The sequence below is a fragment of the Bizionia hallyeonensis genome (genome assembly GCF_042657385.1).
Taxonomy (GTDB): domain Bacteria; phylum Bacteroidota; class Bacteroidia; order Flavobacteriales; family Flavobacteriaceae; genus Algorimicrobium; species Algorimicrobium hallyeonense.
The window spans coordinates 285,735-304,653 of record NZ_JBHSLA010000001.1 but is presented as its reverse complement, the minus strand read 5'-3'; the positions used below and the strand labels follow the sequence as shown (position 1 = coordinate 304,653).

Annotated in this window: 8 protein-coding genes; 4 read left to right on the top strand and 4 right to left on the bottom strand. The window is 36.4% G+C overall.

What is annotated here, in order from left to right; translation table 11 throughout:
- Window positions 1-8: 8 nt before the first annotated feature.
- From ACFPH8_RS01430 to ACFPH8_RS01415, 4 genes are all read right to left on the bottom strand, one after another.
- Complete coding sequence (locus ACFPH8_RS01430; RefSeq protein WP_376858165.1) at window positions 9-1,154, bottom strand: efflux RND transporter periplasmic adaptor subunit; 1,146 nt, start codon at window positions 1,152-1,154, stop codon at window positions 9-11.
- 11 nt (window positions 1,155-1,165) lie between these two features.
- On the bottom strand, window positions 1,166-5,470 hold the full coding sequence (locus tag ACFPH8_RS01425) for a CusA/CzcA family heavy metal efflux RND transporter (RefSeq protein WP_376858164.1): 4,305 nt from the start codon (window positions 5,468-5,470) through the stop codon (window positions 1,166-1,168).
- Window positions 5,471-5,541: 71 nt separating this feature from the next.
- Complete coding sequence (locus ACFPH8_RS01420) at window positions 5,542-5,931, bottom strand: hypothetical protein (RefSeq protein ID WP_376858163.1); 390 nt, start codon at window positions 5,929-5,931, stop codon at window positions 5,542-5,544.
- Between the two features lie 54 nt (window positions 5,932-5,985).
- Window positions 5,986-9,438, bottom strand: a complete 3,453-nt coding sequence (locus ACFPH8_RS01415; RefSeq protein WP_376858162.1) for a hypothetical protein — start codon at window positions 9,436-9,438, stop codon at window positions 5,986-5,988.
- 172 nt (window positions 9,439-9,610) lie between these two features.
- Between ACFPH8_RS01415 and ACFPH8_RS01410 the strand changes: the two genes are divergently transcribed.
- The 4 genes from ACFPH8_RS01410 (at window position 9,611) to ACFPH8_RS01395 (ending at window position 18,918) form a co-directional block, all read left to right on the top strand.
- On the top strand, window positions 9,611-10,372 hold the full coding sequence (locus tag ACFPH8_RS01410; protein ID WP_376858161.1) for an exodeoxyribonuclease III: 762 nt from the start codon (window positions 9,611-9,613) through the stop codon (window positions 10,370-10,372).
- 22 nt (window positions 10,373-10,394) lie between these two features.
- Window positions 10,395-11,354 (top strand): OmpA/MotB family protein, encoded by a 960-nt coding sequence (locus ACFPH8_RS01405; protein WP_376858160.1) that lies wholly within the window; start codon window positions 10,395-10,397, stop codon window positions 11,352-11,354.
- Between the two features lie 53 nt (window positions 11,355-11,407).
- Window positions 11,408-12,445 (top strand): aldo/keto reductase, encoded by a 1,038-nt coding sequence (locus ACFPH8_RS01400; protein ID WP_376858159.1) that lies wholly within the window; start codon window positions 11,408-11,410, stop codon window positions 12,443-12,445.
- A gap of 272 nt (window positions 12,446-12,717) precedes the next feature.
- A complete protein-coding gene (locus ACFPH8_RS01395; protein ID WP_376858158.1) occupies window positions 12,718-18,918 on the top strand; it encodes a T9SS type B sorting domain-containing protein in 6,201 nt (2,066 codons plus the stop codon).
- The last annotated feature ends 1 nt before the right edge of the window (window position 18,919 follow it).

Below are 18,919 nucleotides of genomic sequence, written 5' to 3'. Positions count from 1 at the left end.
TGTTTTAATTAATGACTGTGTCCACCTTCGCTTTCATTGAGAAGCATAGAGGTTCCGTGCGTTATTATTTGTTTCTCTAATAGGGTTTCAGGATTTAAAATCTCCATAAAATCCTCGGTTTGCTTACCTATTTGTACCTCTGTTTTTTCAAAGACATAACCATTTGTTGTTTTTTCTTCTAAAACCAGTACATAATAATTGTCATTTAACTGGATGACCGCTTCATGTGGCAAGGCCAAAGCGCTTACTTCATTGATATGAATTTGAGCTTCCACAAACATACCAATTATAAAGTTTCCTTCCACATCATCGATGTGTCCGTGAACTTGAACACGTCTAGTTGCATCATCTATAGTAGTTCCAACCAAGTGGACATCCGCATTATAGGTTTTTTCCGAGGCTTCGGGAATAGTAAAGGTGATTTCCTGACCTTTCTTTATTTTCATAATATCCTTTTCAAATACCGAAAGTTCTAAATGAATATGATCTACATCTACAATTTCCATGATTTCATCGCTTGCCGAAACAAAGGTGCCATTGCTGACATTTACTTTGGTTACATGGCCACTTATTGGAGCGTAAATATTGATAGTGGACGACATATTTCCGGCTAAAACGGATTTCGGATTGATGTTCAACATCTGTAACTTTTTTTCTATTCCATTGTAAAAAGCTAAATTGCTTTTGTACATACTTTCAGCTTTTAAATAGTTTTTTTCCGAAGTAATATTTTCATCGAATAGTGTTTTCTGACGCGTATATTCATTTTTCAAATAGTTTAACTGTTCGGCGATTTCTAAAAACTGCTGTTGTAGCTCAATGTACTCCGTGTTTTCTAATGTTACCAAAAGTTGCCCTTTTTTAACCTGATCGCCTACCAATAAAGGTGTTTTAACAATATAGCCAGCCATATACGTGGTGACTCGTGATTTATTATGAGGTGGTACATCAATAGTTCCATTTATAGTTACGGTTTCATCAAATGTGCGTTCAGATAACGTTCCCAATACCATGGATTCGCTATTAAATTGGGCTTCTGAAAGTTTTATTTCGTCCTCATGAGAAACGGATTCTATAATGTCTGTGGTTTCATTTTCGCTATTGCCACAAGCTATAAATAGTGCTGAAAAAAGTAGTATATATATATGTTTCATGTTCATTAATATTATAAAGTTAAATGATTTAACGTGATTATAGTTTGATTGTAACTGTTTAAATTGTTTAAGTATTCCAACTCCATGTCCTTGGCGGTTTCAATACTTTGGATGTACTGAAAGAAATCGATTTCACCTTCTTTAAAGGTTCGGTTGGCCGTTTTTATAATTTCTTCCTGCAAATTACTGCCTTGAGTTTCATAATAGGAAATAGCAGCTTGATGCTGTTCCAATTGCGCTAAAAGACGTTGGTATTCTCCTTTAAGTTTAATTTTATAATCGACCTCCTGCATGTTTACCACGCCTTCAGCAATTTTAGACGCCTTAATGCGTGCAGCATTTCCAGAGAAAAATAACGGAATCTTTAATCCTATTTGATACCCTTGAATGTTGGAGTTTAAACCACTGTTGGAGCCAACGAAATACTCGGCCGAAATATCAGGTAATAAAGCCTGCTTTTCTTTATTTTTTAAAGCTTGAAAGTAATTTTTAGATTCTTCAAAATAAAGCAATGCAGGATTATCTTCAGAAACTGAGAGTGCTGTTAATGTCAATTTTTCTAGTGGTTCACTAACGATATGCAAAGTATCCATCTGAACCACTTTTTTTAGTTGTTCCATTTGCACTAAAACTTCTTGCTGCGCCTGAAGGAATCGCGTTTCCATTTGTTTTTCTTTGGATTCAGCAGTTAGCATTTCCAAATAATTAGTTTCACCTAATTCAAAACGCCTTTTCGCATTTTCAGCAAATTTGGTGTACAAACTATCTAAATATTCATAGGTTTTCGCTTTATTTTTAGCGTAACTTAATGCGTAGAAACTAGCATACACATCACGTTTAAGTTGTAAACGTTGGATGTTGTTTTCAGAAATTTTCAAGCTATAAACTGCTTGATTAAAGCGTTTTTCGGCAAAATACCGAGTAGGAAATAAAAAGTCTTGCGATACACCAAACACATTCAACGGCTCATTATTTGCGCCTAAATTACTTTGGTCATAGCTATAATAAATAGCTGTTTTATCAAAGTCGAAGGCACTTGAAATACGCGCATCTACTTCGTCTGCTTGAAGACCTGATGCTTTAATTTGTGCATTGGTTTTCAGAGCTAATTCATAAGTTTCTTGAATGTTCAGTGGTTTCTGCTGAGCAAAACCGGTCCACGAAATGAACAGAATGATTAGCGTTGTTATATGATTTTTCTTCATTTTTAGTGTTTTCTTTTCTTCAATCCAAGCGTATAAAACAGGGAGAACTACTAGTGTTAGAATAGTAGCTGTTACTAAACCACCAATAACAACTGTGGCTAAAGGACGTTGTACTTCGGCTCCTGCATTGGTAGAAATAGCCATAGGTAAGAAACCCAAAGCTGCTGCTGATGCGGTAAGCAAAACAGGACGTAAACGTTCCGTTGTTCCACGTTTTATACGAGTTTCAATATCTGTAACACCTTGAGATTTTAATTCTTTAAAATGTTCAATAAGTACGATACCATTTAATACAGCAATACCAAATAATGCTATAAAACCAACACCAGCGGAAATACTAAACGGTAAATCGCGCAACCATAATAGCAGAACACCACCAACGGCTGCCAATGGAATGGCGGAATAGACCATCAAGGCATCTTTTACAGAATTAAAAGCGAAATAGAGCAGTATAAATATAAGGACAAGCGCTACAGGAACGGCCACCAATAATCGGTCTTTTGCACTTTGTAGGTTTTCAAACTGACCACCATACGTTATACTATATCCTACTGGTAACTGAATATCTGAGGCAATACGCGCTTGAATATCATTTACAACGGATTGTAAATCTCTATTTCTAACATTTACACCAATTACAATGCGTCGTTTGGTATCATCCCTGGAAATTTGTGCTGGTCCAGTTGTGTAAGAAATATCGGCTAACTCGCTTAAGGGAATTTTTCCACCTGAAGGGATATCCACATACAAATTCTGTAAGTCGCTTAAGTTCTGCCGGCTCTTTTCATCGAGTCGAATGGCCAAATCAAACCGTTTTTCACCTTCAAAAACTTGTCCGACGACATCACCAGCAAATCCCATGGAAACAATTTGATTTAAATCGGCAATATTAAGACCATAACGCGCTATTTTAAAACGGTTATAATTCACGCTCATTTGTGGTAAACCTTCTACCTTTTCTACAATAATATCAGAAGCACCTTCCACATCACTAATGGCTGTTTTTATGGCTTCGGCTTTGGTGGCAAGTATGGATAAATCGTCTCCAAAAATTTTAATAGCCACATCGGCACGCACACCAGTGATTAGCTCATTAAAACGCATTTCAATAGGCTGCGTAAACTCGATTTCCATGTTAGGAATAATAGCTAATGCTTCTTTAAATTTTTGCGCTAATTCGTCTTTACTGGAAGCAGAAACCCAAGTCTTTTTCGGATGTAATTTAATAATAACATCACTTTGTTCCATGGACATGGGATCCGTAGGAACTTCGGCGGCACCAATACGACTTACAACTTGGTCTACTTCAGGAAAATTTTCGAGAAGAATGCTTTCAATTTTAGTGGTTATCTCTATGGTTTTACCCAAAGATGTTCCCGTTTTTAAAACCGGTTGAATAACAAAATCACCTTCATCTAAAGTGGGAACAAATTCGCCACCCATTTTATTAAAAACGCCAATACTTACTATAAGGAGTACAACAGCAAAACCAATAACGACGCGCTTGCTATGTAAAGCCCAATTTATAATTGGCTCATACCAACGTGTCAGGCTATTCATAAGTCTAACCGAAATGTTTTTTGGTGATGGATTGGTTGGTTTTAAAAAGAGCGAAGAAACGACAGGTACATAGGTTAGACATAAAATCATGGCGCCTATTAAAGCAAAACTAAAGGTCATAGCCATAGGTTTAAACATTTTGCCTTCAATACCACTTAAAGATAGAATTGGAATAAAAACGATAAGAATAATGAGCTGTCCGAATATGGCCGAATTCATCATTTTTGATGCACTTTTTAAAGTAATACTATCAATAGCTTCTTTGGTAACCGTTTTCAACTTGGCACTTTGAGCTGTAATTTGAAAGGCAATAAACTCCACGATAATAACGGCTCCATCAATGATGATACCGAAATCAATAGCGCCTAAACTCATTAAGTTGGCATCCACGCCAAAAATATTCATGAGTGAAATGGCAAAGAGTAAACTTAACGGAATAACCGAAGCCACTACTAATCCAGAACGCCAATTTCCTAGAAGCAATACCACCACAAAAATGACAATTAGTGAACCGAGAATTAAGTTTTCGGCAACGGTAAACGTTGTTTTATCTATGAGCTCACTACGTTCCAGAAAACCATTAATATAAACACCTTCAGGAAGTGTTTTTTGAATACTGGCTACACGTTCCTTTACGGCATCAATAATTTTTTTAGAATTTCCGCCTTTCAGCATCATTATTTGGCCAAGTACTTTTTCGCCTTCCCCATTTCCTGTAATAGCACCAAATCTGGTAGCATGACCAAAACCAACCTTCGCTACATCTTTAATGTAAACTGGTGTGCCATCATTTTTTACGACAATGTTTTCAATGTCTTTTAAGGACGTTACCAAGCCTTCGCCACGAATGAAATAGGCTTTATTGGTCTTTTCAATATAACCACCACCAGCAACACTGTTATTCTTTTCTAGAGCTTCATAAATAGACGAAATGGAAATATGCATGGCGGTTAATTTCTGCGGATTAATAGCAACTTCATATTGCTTTAAAAATCCACCCCAAGTATTGACTTCTACAACGCCAGGAATCCCTGATAATTGACGTTTAACCACCCAATCCTGAATGCTTCGTAAATCGGTAATGGTGTATTGGTCTTTAAATTCAGGTTTAACATCTAAAATATATTGATAAATTTCACCTAAACCGGTGGTTATAGGACCCATTTCAGGTGAACCAAAACCTTCTGGGATTTTTTCGGAAGCTGATTTAATTTTTTCAGCAATCAGTTGACGCGGTAAATAGGTGCCTAAATCGTCATCAAATACAATGGTAACCACTGAAAGTCCGAATTTTGAAACGGAACGAATTTCTTGAACGCCAGGTAAATTGGCCATTTCAAGCTCTACAGGATAGGTAATAAATTGTTCCACATCTTGGGTTGATAAATTTCGGGATGTAGTAATAACCTGCACTTGGTTATTGGTAATGTCTGGAACGGCGCCAATTGATATTTGGGTTAACGAAACCACACCAAAACCAATGATTGCAGTAGCTCCCAATAGGATTATCAGCTTATTTTTTAAGCTGAATTTTATGATATTTTCTAACATAATTCATTTTAAATAAAGTTGCTAGCTATCCAAAGCAGGATTGCTAGTGATTAAAAAAAGATAAAACGGAATTATGCTAATTTGGGTGGTTGAAAAACGGCTTGTTTTTCAAATAAAGAAATGGATTCTTGGTAATGCGAATTAATAGGGATTTCCACAAAAGGCTCGTGAGAAATGAGGTAATCTTGAATATTTAAAGTAAAAACCATGGCGCTATGAACACAAGCTTGATGATGTTCTTTGAATGGTAAATCTTCATGCTCTTTGTGAGAGCTTGCTGGATGGAATGTGGCATCACCATAATGTTCTGCCAAAAATTCAAAAAATGAATCGCCATACTGCTCTTGATGATATTCTGCATGATCTAGCAAGACGCTAAAACGCGAGAAATCTTCAAAAGAAATATTAAAGCTCTGAAAAAGAACTAAAAATGAAAATGATATGGCAACAAGTTTTTGCATACTAAACAAAAGTACGAAATTTTTTGAGCTATTGTGTAACAACTGTTACAAGACTTAAAAATAGGCCTTTAATTGTACGTTTCCAGTGTGAATTACTTTGCTTGTTTCACTTTTTCTGCCGTAATACGTAAGGTTCAAATCTAAAAAGCTAGTCAGTTTTTTTTGTGCTAAAATACTCCACGTATAATTTTTTCCAGGTTGTAAGCCTTCCATCATTTGGTAAGCTACGGCTGTGTTTACACTACCAGAAAAATTATTGTCAAAATAATTAAACTCACCACTAATAGCTGCTTTTTGATAATTAGCAAAAGTGAAAGCTGCACCATGTTTTTGCTGCTTCAATGTTTCAAAATTACCAATGGTATTTTCTTTGCTTGTATATTGATAAAACACATCAAAACGTGTGTTATCATTTAATAGGTAAGAGATTTTCGGGTTGATGTTGGATTCATTTATATCGAAATTTTTACTCGCATAATTCTCGCTAATACTTACATTGTTATTAAAGCTCGATTCTAAATTGGCCAACCAACTTGTGGCAAATTTGTGTGTAAATTGCAGCTTGTGACTCTGTAAATCGTTTTCAATAAAACCAAAAGACAAGGTGTTTTGAGATTTGTTACTTAAGTAGGTGTAAGACGTGGTGTAGCGTTGTTTGCCACGATTGAAAAATAAGATATTTCTGAAATTTAGTTGCAGCGCTAATTGATCTGCTTCTTTACCTTCAAACGGATTTAAATTAAAATCGCTACCAGAGCGTCTTTCTTTTCTATCTACTAAATACGAGGTTTGATTGTGAAATCGGGAGAGGAATTTTTTAAAACCGCCTTCACTGTTAATCCATTGTTGTGGATTAAGCGTAAGTAGTTGACTCAACCGATTTTGGTGCGTTTTTATAAAAACTTGATTTGGCAAAAGCACCCGAATATAATCGGCTTCGTCAGGGAATTGAGAGATTTCAAACTCCTCTAATTCCTGAATGCCATTGTTGTTATAATCTATCCACGTGTAAACGCCTTGTCCAGATTCCACTTCAATGTATGTAAATTCCTGCTGCGGAAGCGTTCCAGAATTCGTTTCAAAAACCGTATTCCAATAAACAAGTTGCTCAAAAAATCGCTGACTGAAAATAATTCGGGAGTTTAATGAGTTTTCATCATTGGATTCTTTTTCAGCATCTTTTAACGTTCTGTAATTGGCATAAATAGATAAATTGGTTTTTGAATTTTGAATAATTCGGGAGTCAATATAAAAGGTGTTTGAGGTATTCACTTTTTGTAAGTTTCCGCTCCTAACGCTATCATTCACTCGGTATTTATAACCAATTTCGGCAAATATTTTGGTGCTATCCCCAATTCCTGAAAAGATTTCATACGATTTAAAACGTTGACTTAATGCAGTATAATCATTGGTGATTTTAGTTTTTTGTTCATTGTCCTCCATGGCTAATCTTGTGCCAACCCAAGCTTTATTTAAGCTATAGGTAATACGGTTAAAAGAACGTAAAAAATTGGATGTTGAATTTGTAGAATTAGCTGTTAAATAACTGGAATTTGAAAGTATATGCCATTTGTTTAAACGTAAATCGGCAAAGGTAATATGTCTATTTCCATTGAAATTATCGGCATAATTAAGATGTTCAAATTGATAGCTTGCCAATCCTTTTTTAGCGTGAAATGTGCGCAACCCTGTTTTAAAAAACAACTGATTCCCTGGTTCTTGGACCGCTTGATTCCCGGTTGTTTGATCTAAATTCCAATCCCGATTAAATTCTGCATTGTAAATACGTTGTATGGAACGGAAATTTTCTTGAATATAATCTGTGTCCACCATGGCATTTAAATTCCATAAACTATCTTTTTTTATGATGGCTTGGTCTACTTTTATTTTGCCAGCAAAACCATCATTATCGTTATTATCAAGATCTGAAAATAAGTTGAGGTCGTTTTTGCTTCCTGCCAATTCAAAAGCGACATTGGTTTTGTCAGTTGGAATAAAACTACCATTAACAATGGCTAATTGTAATTTGGTAGGCGCAACCAACTGAATAATAGGTTCAAAATTTCCTTGTGGTTCACCAGCAATGGGTTCCACGTATTTGTAGATGGTGGAAATGGCGTTTATTTGTTCGCCATTAAATTCGTTATCAATAATATAATTTCCTTGGTTTTCGCCAACTAATGTAAACCGAACGCTAAATAATTGGTCGTCTGGGTTATTGGAAAACACAAAAGCCTCCACACCATTTATACTTTCTTTTTTATATAAAATTCGGTTTTCATTATAAGCTTCTGGTGAGCTGGATGGCGCTACCATTAAACTTTTATCATCACCAGCATTGGCTAAAATCTCTACTTGTTCTTCTGAAAGATTCTGTTGCAGCGGGCTATTTTTAGAATCATTTTCGCTGTAAATAGACACGCCAAGTTTTAGCTTTTCGCTGTCATAATTACCACCACCATAAACGACTAATCGCGAATAATTACGTTCGCTAAACTGGTAATCCACCGTAATCCGCATTTCCGAAGTAATGGGGAAGGTTGGATTAAATATAATTTCGCCAGCATTATAATTAATAATATAATCTTTGTTTTCGCCACGTTCCAAAGGAATCCCGTTTACATAAACGGTTTCACTACCAGAAACGATTAAAACGTATAATTCTTCATTCGGGCCTTTTAACTTATAAGGACCTTGATTGCCTTCTTGTGCATTAAATTGACTGGTTGTAAATTGGCCACGTACCAAAGCGCCAGCCGCAAACAGGTTGGTGGTAGATTCGGGATGATTTAATCTTGCGTTTACCGATAAACCTTGAACACGCTTGCTGAAATTTCCAAAGTAGGACGTGGTGTTTTCTAAATCAACATCACCAGCACGAATTTTCCAATTATCACTAAACAACTCAATAAAAACCTGATCAAACTCATCTAGGCGTTGCGAATATCCCGATTCTTGAAGTGGCACATTGGCATCTTGAATGGATGCACGAAGTGACACTTTATCATTTAACTTACCTGTAATTTGTAAATCTAATTCACTGTTTAAAACCGAATTTTGGTTGTTTCCAATTACCACACCACGAGAAATACTACCGGTTGTTGTTAGGCCGTCAAAAGGTTTGAAGGATGATTTTTCACTTGGCTGACTTAACTTATATAATTGTTGCTGCTTGTTGGTATTTGCCAAAATAACAGTCTCGTCTAGTTGACGGTACGTTTTTGTTAAGAATTCAGGATATGACAGGTAATTGATGACTATGGAATCTGCATCAATGGGTTTTTTGAGTTTGAGAATGGCTTTGGTAAAATCCACTTCATAGTAAGATTCATCAATAAACGACGCATCTAATTTTTTAAGTGAAAAGAAACTGGAATTAATACTCACACTATCAATAATTATGGAATCATTAACTGCAACTGTTATTGATTTGTAATTAGAATCTGTCTCCTGCGCAAAAGCACAAAAGCAGATAAAAAAAACGAAACAGGTAAAACAGTATTTCATGTCCTTCTAAAACTGTGGAATCAGGAATTTATTTTGTTGATAGATTTTGTTAAATCGGCATTAAATTAATAGTGTAAAAGTAACGCATTATTTATTTTAGCTGAAATTAATTCGGCATGCCTTTAAAAGCATCGATAAATGCGCAGTTTTAGCGCTAAAAAAAGTGGGATTCATGAAGATTATTTCATACAATGTAAACGGTATTCGCGCCGCATTAAATAAAGGATTTATTGATTGGTTAGTTGTTGCAGATCCAGATGTTATCTGTTTACAAGAAATTAAAGCCAATAAAGAACAATTAAACTTGGAGCTTTTTGAAGAAGCTGGTTATACCTATCGCTATTGGTTTTCGGCTCAAAAAAAAGGGTATAGTGGCGTAGCTATATTAAGTAAAACCGAACCAAACCATGTGGAATATGGAACAGGAATAGAATCCATGGATTTTGAAGGTCGGAATATTCGAGCTGATTTTAATGGTGTTTCCGTGATGAGTTTGTATTTGCCATCTGGAACTAATGACGCACGTTTACAGCATAAGTTTGATTATATGGATATGTTTCATTACTACATTGATAATTTAAGGAAAGAAATTCCAAACCTTGTTATTTGTGGCGATTATAATATCTGTCATGAAGAAATTGATATTCATAATCCAAAAATGAAAGGTGTATCGGGATTTTTACCAGAAGAACGCGAATGGTTGGGGAATTTTATAGACAGCGGGTTTATAGATTCATTCAGATATTTACATCCTGAAAAACAGGTGTTTAGTTGGTGGAGTTATCGTGCCAATTCCAGAGCAAACAACAAAGGTTGGCGTTTGGATTATGCTATGGTTTCAGAACCCTTACAAGAAAAGATAAAAAGAGCCGTTATCCTTACGGATGCCGTTCATAGTGATCACTGTCCAATTTTATTAGAATTAGAAAAATAATCCCAAATTTAAAAATTACAATATGAAACATTATTTAATAGCATCGGTTCTTTTGCTTGCCTTATCAACAGCATGTGTGTCTCCAAAAGTATATAAAGATTTAGAAAGTAAATACAATACACTTAAAAAGCAGAATAGTAAATTATCTGCGGATAATAACGATTTGACATCGGCAAAGAACAAAGCGTTGAATGAATTGGAAACACTTCAAAAAAACTATAATGAAACCGTTGCGCAACGCGATAAACTGCAACAAGATTACGATGGATTAAAATCTAAATTTGATGTTTTGAAATCATCTTATGACGCTCTGGAAACAAATAGTTCTGCTTCGATTGCTGAAAACTCTAAAAAAAATCGTGAATTATTAGCAAGATTGGAAGCTAAAGAACAAGCTTTAGCTGCTGAAAATGCACGTTTAGAAAAGTTGAAAAAAGAATTAGGAGAACGCTCAAGTCGTGTTGCAGAATTAGAAGGCATGATAGCTGCTAAAGACGCCAATATGAAACGTTTAAAAGATGCTATTTCTAGTGCCTTAACGGATTTTGAAGGCAAAGGTTTAACCGTTGAGCAACGCGGTGGTAAAGTGTATGTGTCTATGGAAAACAAATTATTATTTCAATCTGGAAGTTGGGCCGTTGGAACACAAGGGAAACAAGCTGTAAACCAATTGGGTGCTGTATTGGCAGATAATCCGGAAATTGCCATTTTAATTGAAGGTCATACCGATAATGTGCCGTATAGTGGAAATGGTCAGTTAAGTGGAAACTGGGATTTATCAACCAAACGAGCAACTGCTATAGTAAATATATTACGAGAAAACGCAACCATAAATCCAGAGAATTTAACGGCTGCTGGTCGTGGTGAATATGCGCCAATTGCAAGTAACGAAACAGCAGAAGGTAAAGCTAAAAACAGACGTATTGAAGTGATTTTGACACCTAAATTGGATGAGATTTCAAAATTATTGAATGAGATATAAATGGCTTTAATATTCAAAACAGATTTAATTAAACAGCATTATTAATTTCTATAATGAAATACACAACCTTACCACAAACCGATATAAAAGTTAGTAAACTCTGTTTAGGTACTATGACTTGGGGAAATCAAAATACCCAAGCCGAAGGACATGAGCAAATGGATTATGCAGTGGATCAGGGAATTAATTTTTTTGATACAGCCGAACTATATCCAGTTCCTGCGGAACAAAGCACCTATGCCGAAACTGAACGTATCATTGGGAATTGGTTTCAAAAAACGGGAAATCGGGATAAGATTGTATTAGCTTCTAAAATTGCTGGCCCTGGCGATTATACAGCACATATTAGAACCAATGGATTTAGCCCAGAAGCTTTAGTAGATGGTGTTAATCAGAGTTTAAAGCGCTTACAAACGGATTATATAGATTTATACCAATTGCATTGGCCAGAACGCCAAACTAATACATTTGGGATTCGAGATTACAAGCACCATTTAGAAGACCAGTGGCAAGATAATTTTAATGAAATCTTACACACACTTCAAGGTCTTATTAAATCTGGAAAAATAAGACATGTTGGAATTTCGAATGAAAAAGCTTGGGGAACCATGCGTTTTTTAGAAGAATCTAAAAAACATAATTTACCAAGAATGATTACCATCCAAAATGCCTATTCACTGTTAAACCGTGTTTTTGAAGGTGATATGGCAGAAATAGCGATTCGTGAGAATATAGGTTTGTTAGCTTATTCCCCCATGGCATTTGGCGTGTTATCAGGGAAATATATTAAAAATCAAGCTTCGGATAATGCACGCTTAAAGCTTTTTCCAAGGTTTGCTCGCTACAGTAGCAACCAAGCAACGGAAGCAACCAAGCACTATTTAAAGATAGCGGAAGATAATCGCATAAGTTTAGCGCAAATGTCTTTGGCATTTGTAACACAACAACCTTTTATAACCAGTAATATTATTGGCGCTACCAATATGGATCAACTAAAAGAGAATATTGATAGTATTAACATGGAATTAAACCACAGCTTGTTGACTTCTATTCAAGCTGTTCATGAAATATTTCCAAATCCAGCGCCTTAAATTTTTAGAAAGCTGTTAAATTATCGATGAACTGCAGCTTTTCGTTAAAGTATTTTTCAATTCACCGATAAAATACGTATTTAATCTATTAACCTTATGTTAAATATTTCTTGCCATAGTTTTTTTATAATTTTAGAAATTATATTATGAAATGATCAACACTATAAATTAGTTGACATAGTCTGTTTTTCCCCTCAAAACTGGAACTATTAAGAGTATGTTTTTAATTTGTGAGTTGATAATCAATTGATTAACTAACTTAGATTTAAACAATGAAAAAAATTACCCTTTCAATTCTTTTTGGAATCATATCCTTTTGTGGGTTTTCCCAAATTGGATTAGTTGAAAATTTCGATGCAGGTCTTACATTACCTCCAGGATGGACCGGTAGTGGTTACTCTGGAGCTGTGTTCCAACCATGTAGTGTTGTTTCCTTAAGAGCCAATTTGAGTCCAGAAAACTTAACAGATGATTTAATATCACCTAATATAGTTGGTCAATCAAATGGTACAGATTTAACAGTAGCTTTTGATTATAAAATTGTTGATTGGTCAGCCGCTGTCGATCCTACTAACCCTGGTTGGGGAGAGCTCAATGTGGAATACTCCACAAATAATGGAGCTACATGGACCAATATGGGAACCATAGATGATTCTAACCATCAGGCCGCAAATACCTGTGCAAATATAAGTTTTGTTCTACCGGCCGCAAATGTGCCTACAGGTTCTGACATCAAATTAAGATTTGAAAATACGTATTTTTCTGGAAATTATTATTTCTATATAGATAATGTTACAGCATCACAGGTGGTTGTAGATCCGCCATCGTGTTCTAATTTAATTTCGCCAACTAATGGTGCAACAGGAGTTCCAATAACAGCCGATTTAAGTTGGCAACCTGCTACAGGTATTCCTTCTGGTTATACCCTAGCGGTTGGAACTACGCCAGGCGGAGATGATGTCGTGACGTCTCAAGGCGTTGGTCTTTCAACTTCTTTTGCTTTACCAGATTTAGAATACTCAACAACTTATTATGTAACGATTACGCCTTTTAATGCTAATGGTGACGCAACAGGTTGTGCAGTACAATCTTTTACAACAGGAGCAGATCCAAATGCACCGGTAGATTGTGGTTCGGGAATTCCAATTAATACGGTTTTCTGTTATACAAATAACGATACAACTACATTTAGTTTTGTAAGTAGTGATGGTTCGCCTTTAGTGGTGGTTTTTAATTCTGGTAGTACAGAAAACAACTGGGATGAACTAATAGTTTTAGACTCTGACGGTGTTACAAATTTAAACGCAGCTACTCCTTATGGAAACGGAGGGAATTTAGCCGGTTTGATATTTACATCAACAGGCGATACGATTACAATAGGAGTAACTTCAGATGGTTCCGGAATTAGCTGTACCAACAATCCTTGGGATTTTGATGTAGCCTGTGTTGATACATCATCTATACCAAATTGTAACGCTACGTTAACAGCACCAATAAATGGGGAAGTTGGCGTTAATGAAAATGTGGATTTAACCTGGAGTCCTGCAACCATTTTTGTTACGGGTTATACCGTAACTATGGGAACTACACCTGGGGGAACGGATATTGCAGATAATGTGGATGTAGGTCCTGTTTTAACATACGATCCAGGAACCTTGGATTATGATCAAACATATTATGTAACCATTACGCCTTATAATGATAATGGACCTGCGGTAAACTGTAATGAGGAAAGTTTTACAGTACGTCCAGATCCAAATCAGATTATTGATTGTGCAGCAAATCAAATATTAAACACGGTTTTCTGTTACGAAAATGGGAATAATGCGTTTCAGGAAATTTTTAGTTTCCAAAGCTCAGACGGAAGTCCTTTAAACATGTTCTTTAATTCAGGAACTATTGAATCCTGCTGTGATAATATTAGAATACAAGACGGGAATGGAACTGTTATTTTTGAAGGCAATAATGGAGGCGATTTAGCTGGATTATCTATTGTTTCTATAACAGATAGATTAGTAATGTTCTACGAAGCTGATGGTTCTGTTAGTTGTGCAAGTGGATCTAGAACACCATGGGATTTTGATGTGTCTTGTGTCGATACTACAGTTGTTCCAAATTGTAACGCTGAACTGACTGCTCCATTAAACGGCGCGGTTGGTGTAGATGAGAATGCCGATTTAACTTGGAGTCCAGCAAGTGTTTTTGTTACGGGTTATATTATTAATATGGGTACTACACCAGGCGGAACAGATGTTTTAGATGGTGTGGATGTTGGAAACGTTTTAACTTATCCACTAGGAACATTAATGTTTGAAACGACTTATTATGTAACCATAATTCCTTACAATGATAATGGAAACGCAACAGGTTGTACAGAGGAAAGCTTTACCGTTAGAAATGATCCAAATCAAATTTTAGACTGTTCTGCAAATGAAGTTGTAAATACCGTGTATTGCTATTCAGCCAATGATGATATGGTTTTCAACTTTGCCAGTAATGATGGTGCTCCGTTAGCTTTAGTATTTAATTCCGGTTGGATTGAAGCAACATGGGATGAATTAATTGTAAGAGATTCTGACGGAACCATTTTATATCAAGGTGATAATGGTGGTGATTTAACGGGATTAGTATTTGTTTCTTCAGGAGGTTCTATTGAAGTTGAAGTTGATTCTGACGGATTTGGAAGCTGTGAAGGCTCTAACAACGCACCATGGAATTTTGATGTTTCCTGTGTGGATACCACAGCACTACCTAATTGTAATGCTGTATTAACAGCTCCTGCAAATGGTGCTGTTGACGTTAATGAAAATGAAGATCTTTTCTGGACACCAGCAACTATATTTGTAACTGGTTACTTTATTAATATGGGAACAACACCAGGAGGAACAGATGTTTATAACCTTGAAGATGTTGGAAATGTTACAACATTCGATCCAGGTATTTTAGACTATGATCAAACATATTATGTGACCATTATACCGTATAATGATAATGGAAGTGCATCTGGATGTACAGAATATAGTTTTACTACACGTCCAGATCCGAATCAAATTATTGACTGTGAAGCAGGTCAGGTTTTAAACACAGTTCATTGTTATGAAAATGGAAATAACCAATTTCAAGAAATTTATAGTTTCCAAAGTTCTAGTGGATTTCCATTAAATATTTTATTCAATTCAGGAACTATTGAAACCTGTTGTGATACAATTAGAATCACAGAAGGTGACGGTACCATTATATATGAAGGAACAGGAATTAACGGTGATCTTGCTGGATTAGAATTCGGCTCAACAGGTGATCGAATAATTGTTCTTGCGGAAGCTGATGGTTCGGTTAGCTGCGAGAGTGGTAGCCGAGAACCTTGGGATTTTGATGTTTGGTGTCAAACATGTATTCCACAAACGGTTCGTTTTGATGTGGTGAATGGTGATTGTATAACAGATCCTAATAACCCTGTTTTTGAAGTAGAAGTAGATATTACAGATTTAGGAGATGCAACTAGCTTAACACTAACTGATAATCAAGGTAGTGCTCCAGTTGTGGTTACAGAAACAGGAATTTTAAACTTCGGTCCATATGCAGCTAGTACAAATGTAGTTGTTACAGTTGCTAATACAAACGATCCTAATTGTACAGTTATAAGTAACCCATTAGCGTTTATATGTCCACCACCACCAAATCCGTGCTCTATTGTTTTTGCCGGTGATGATACGGGTGTAGATTGTAATACGCCAGAAGTTACACTATCAGGAAACTTCCATTTATATGGTCAAGACACGAATAATTATGAAATAAACGCTATTGATACCTGTCCAACACCTCCAGTGGATGGCGCAACACCAACAAGTATAAACGTTGATGATACATGGTCTGACGTTTTAGAACTTGGATTTGATTTCTGTTTCTATGGTGGTGTTTATAACCAAGTAATTATTGGTTCTAATGGTGTTATTAGTTTTGAGGTAGAGAATGCAGGTGGATTTAATGGATGGGCACTTGGTGCTGGAGATACTTTGCCAAATGCTACAAACGCAACCATTACAGAAGCAAATATTTTCGGCGTAGGTCATGATATAGACCCTTCGGTTTGTGGTAGTATAGATTATGTAGTTTTAGGTTCTGCACCTTATAGACAGTTCGTTGTAAACTATAATGCTGTTTGTCATTTTGGTAGCCAATGTAATTCAAACACATCTACATCTCAAATCATACTTCACGAATCATCAAATAATATTGATATTCATGTATTAAGCAAGCCAACTTGTACGTCTTGGAACGGTGGTAGAGCTGTTATTGGATTGCAAAATGTTGATGATACCGCTGCTACAACACCTCCAGGTAGAAATACGGGTGTTTGGACAGTGACGCAAGAAGAATCTTGGAGGTTTTCACCGTCAGGAGTTCCAAATTACGCATTACAATGGGTAGACCCTGCAGGAAATGTAATTGGGACAGAAGACACCGTAACAGTGTCTCCAACTCAAAATTCAACTTATACCTTTGAAGTAACATATGATTTATGTACGGGTGGTCAAGCTACTGTTGTAGATGAAGTTGAGGTTACTTACACCAACCTTTCTACAGCTGATGGAACATTTGAAATGGATTTAGACTGTACGGGAGCAACTGCTACTATTCTTGGAGATACAGGTGGAACATTTGCTTTCAACCCAGAACCTACGGATGGCGCTATTATTGACCCAACAACCGGAGAGATTACTAATGGTACCTCTGGAACAACTTATAATGTACAATATACAGTAGGAGATGCTGGTTGTCCTGCTATTGTTACCGAAATTATAACATTGCCAGCGGCAGGAGATCCTTCCTTCACATTAACCGCAACATGTGACGGTGCTATTACTACAATTGATGGTGATAGCGGAGGAACGTTTGTTTTTAATCCAGAACCTGCAGATGGCGCAACAATAGACAGTACAACAGGTGAAATTTTTAACGGTGTTAGTGGTAATACTTATACTGTTGAATATACTATTTCTGGAACCTGTCCTGTTACGAGAACAGAAACTGTAACCGTATTATTACCAAGCGACCCATCTTTTACGCTTTCAGCAGATTGCGTAAGTGCAACAGCAACTGTAACGGGAGATGCTGGAGGTGTATTTACATTCAATCCAGTGCCAACCGATGGTGCAACCATTGATTCCGCTTCTGGTGAAATTACGAATGTTGTAGCAGGTGCAAGTTACACGGTAGAATATACAACAGTAGGCGACTGCCCAGAGACAGCAACGCAAACAATAAGTATTCCGTTAATAGCAGATGCAGCATTTGAAATGACAACATCGTGTACAGGTGCAACAGCTAATGTAACTGGTGATACAGGTGGTGTATTCACATTTAATCCAGTACCAACAGATGGTGCGGTGTTAGACATGAATACGGGTGAAATTACAAATGGTGTTCCTGGATCTTCTTATACCATAGAGTATACAGTAGGTGATGTTAGTTGTGAAGCAACAACTTCAGAAACAATAACCTTGCCAACGGTTGGTGATGCATCCTTTACCTTAACTGCTAATTGTGATGGAGCCGTAGCAACTATAGATGGTGATGCAGGAGGAACATTTACCTTCGACCCAGTACCAACGGATGGTGCAACTATAAATGCAACCACAGGAGAAATCTCGAATGGTACCGGTGGTACTACGTATACAGTAGTATATTCAACGTCTGGAGTTTGTGCAGAAACAGAAACACAAACAGTAACAGTCCTGCCAGGAGGTGATGCTTCATTTACAATGACAGTAAATTGTGATGGTGCTACCGCTGTTCTAACAGGTGATACAGGAGGAACATTTACATTTAATCCTTTACCAACAGATGGAGCAACTATAGACCCAGGTTCAGGTGAGATTATGAATGTAGAATCTGGAAGTAGTTATACGGTTGAATATACCACGGTAGGTACTTGTCCAACAACGGCATCGGAAACAATAACCATTCCGGCAGAAGAAGACGCTTCATTTAGCGTGGTTGCCATATCATGCGAAGGAGCAACTATAAGTATTTTAGGAGATACGGGAGGTACATTTACTTTTAACCCGATTCCAAACGATGGTGCAACCATAAATGCAACAACGGGAGAAGTCCAAAATGCTGAAACAAACACGTCGTATACAATTGCGTATACTACTACTGGACCTTGTCCCGTATCATCTGAAGTAACATTTATTACAGATGAATGTTTGGTGCAGGTTATTCCGCAGGTTATCACACCAAATGATGATGGCGTAAACGATACGTTTGATCTAAGTGGTTATGATGTGAGTAGTTTAGAAATATTCAACCGTCATGGTGTTAAAGTATTTAGCCATAAAAATGGAATTTATACAGACCAGTTTAGAGGAGTTGCCGATAACGGTGATGAATTACCGGTAGGAACTTATTATTATATCATGAAATATCAAAATGGTAAAGTGAAATCATCATGGGTATATATCAACAAGTAAA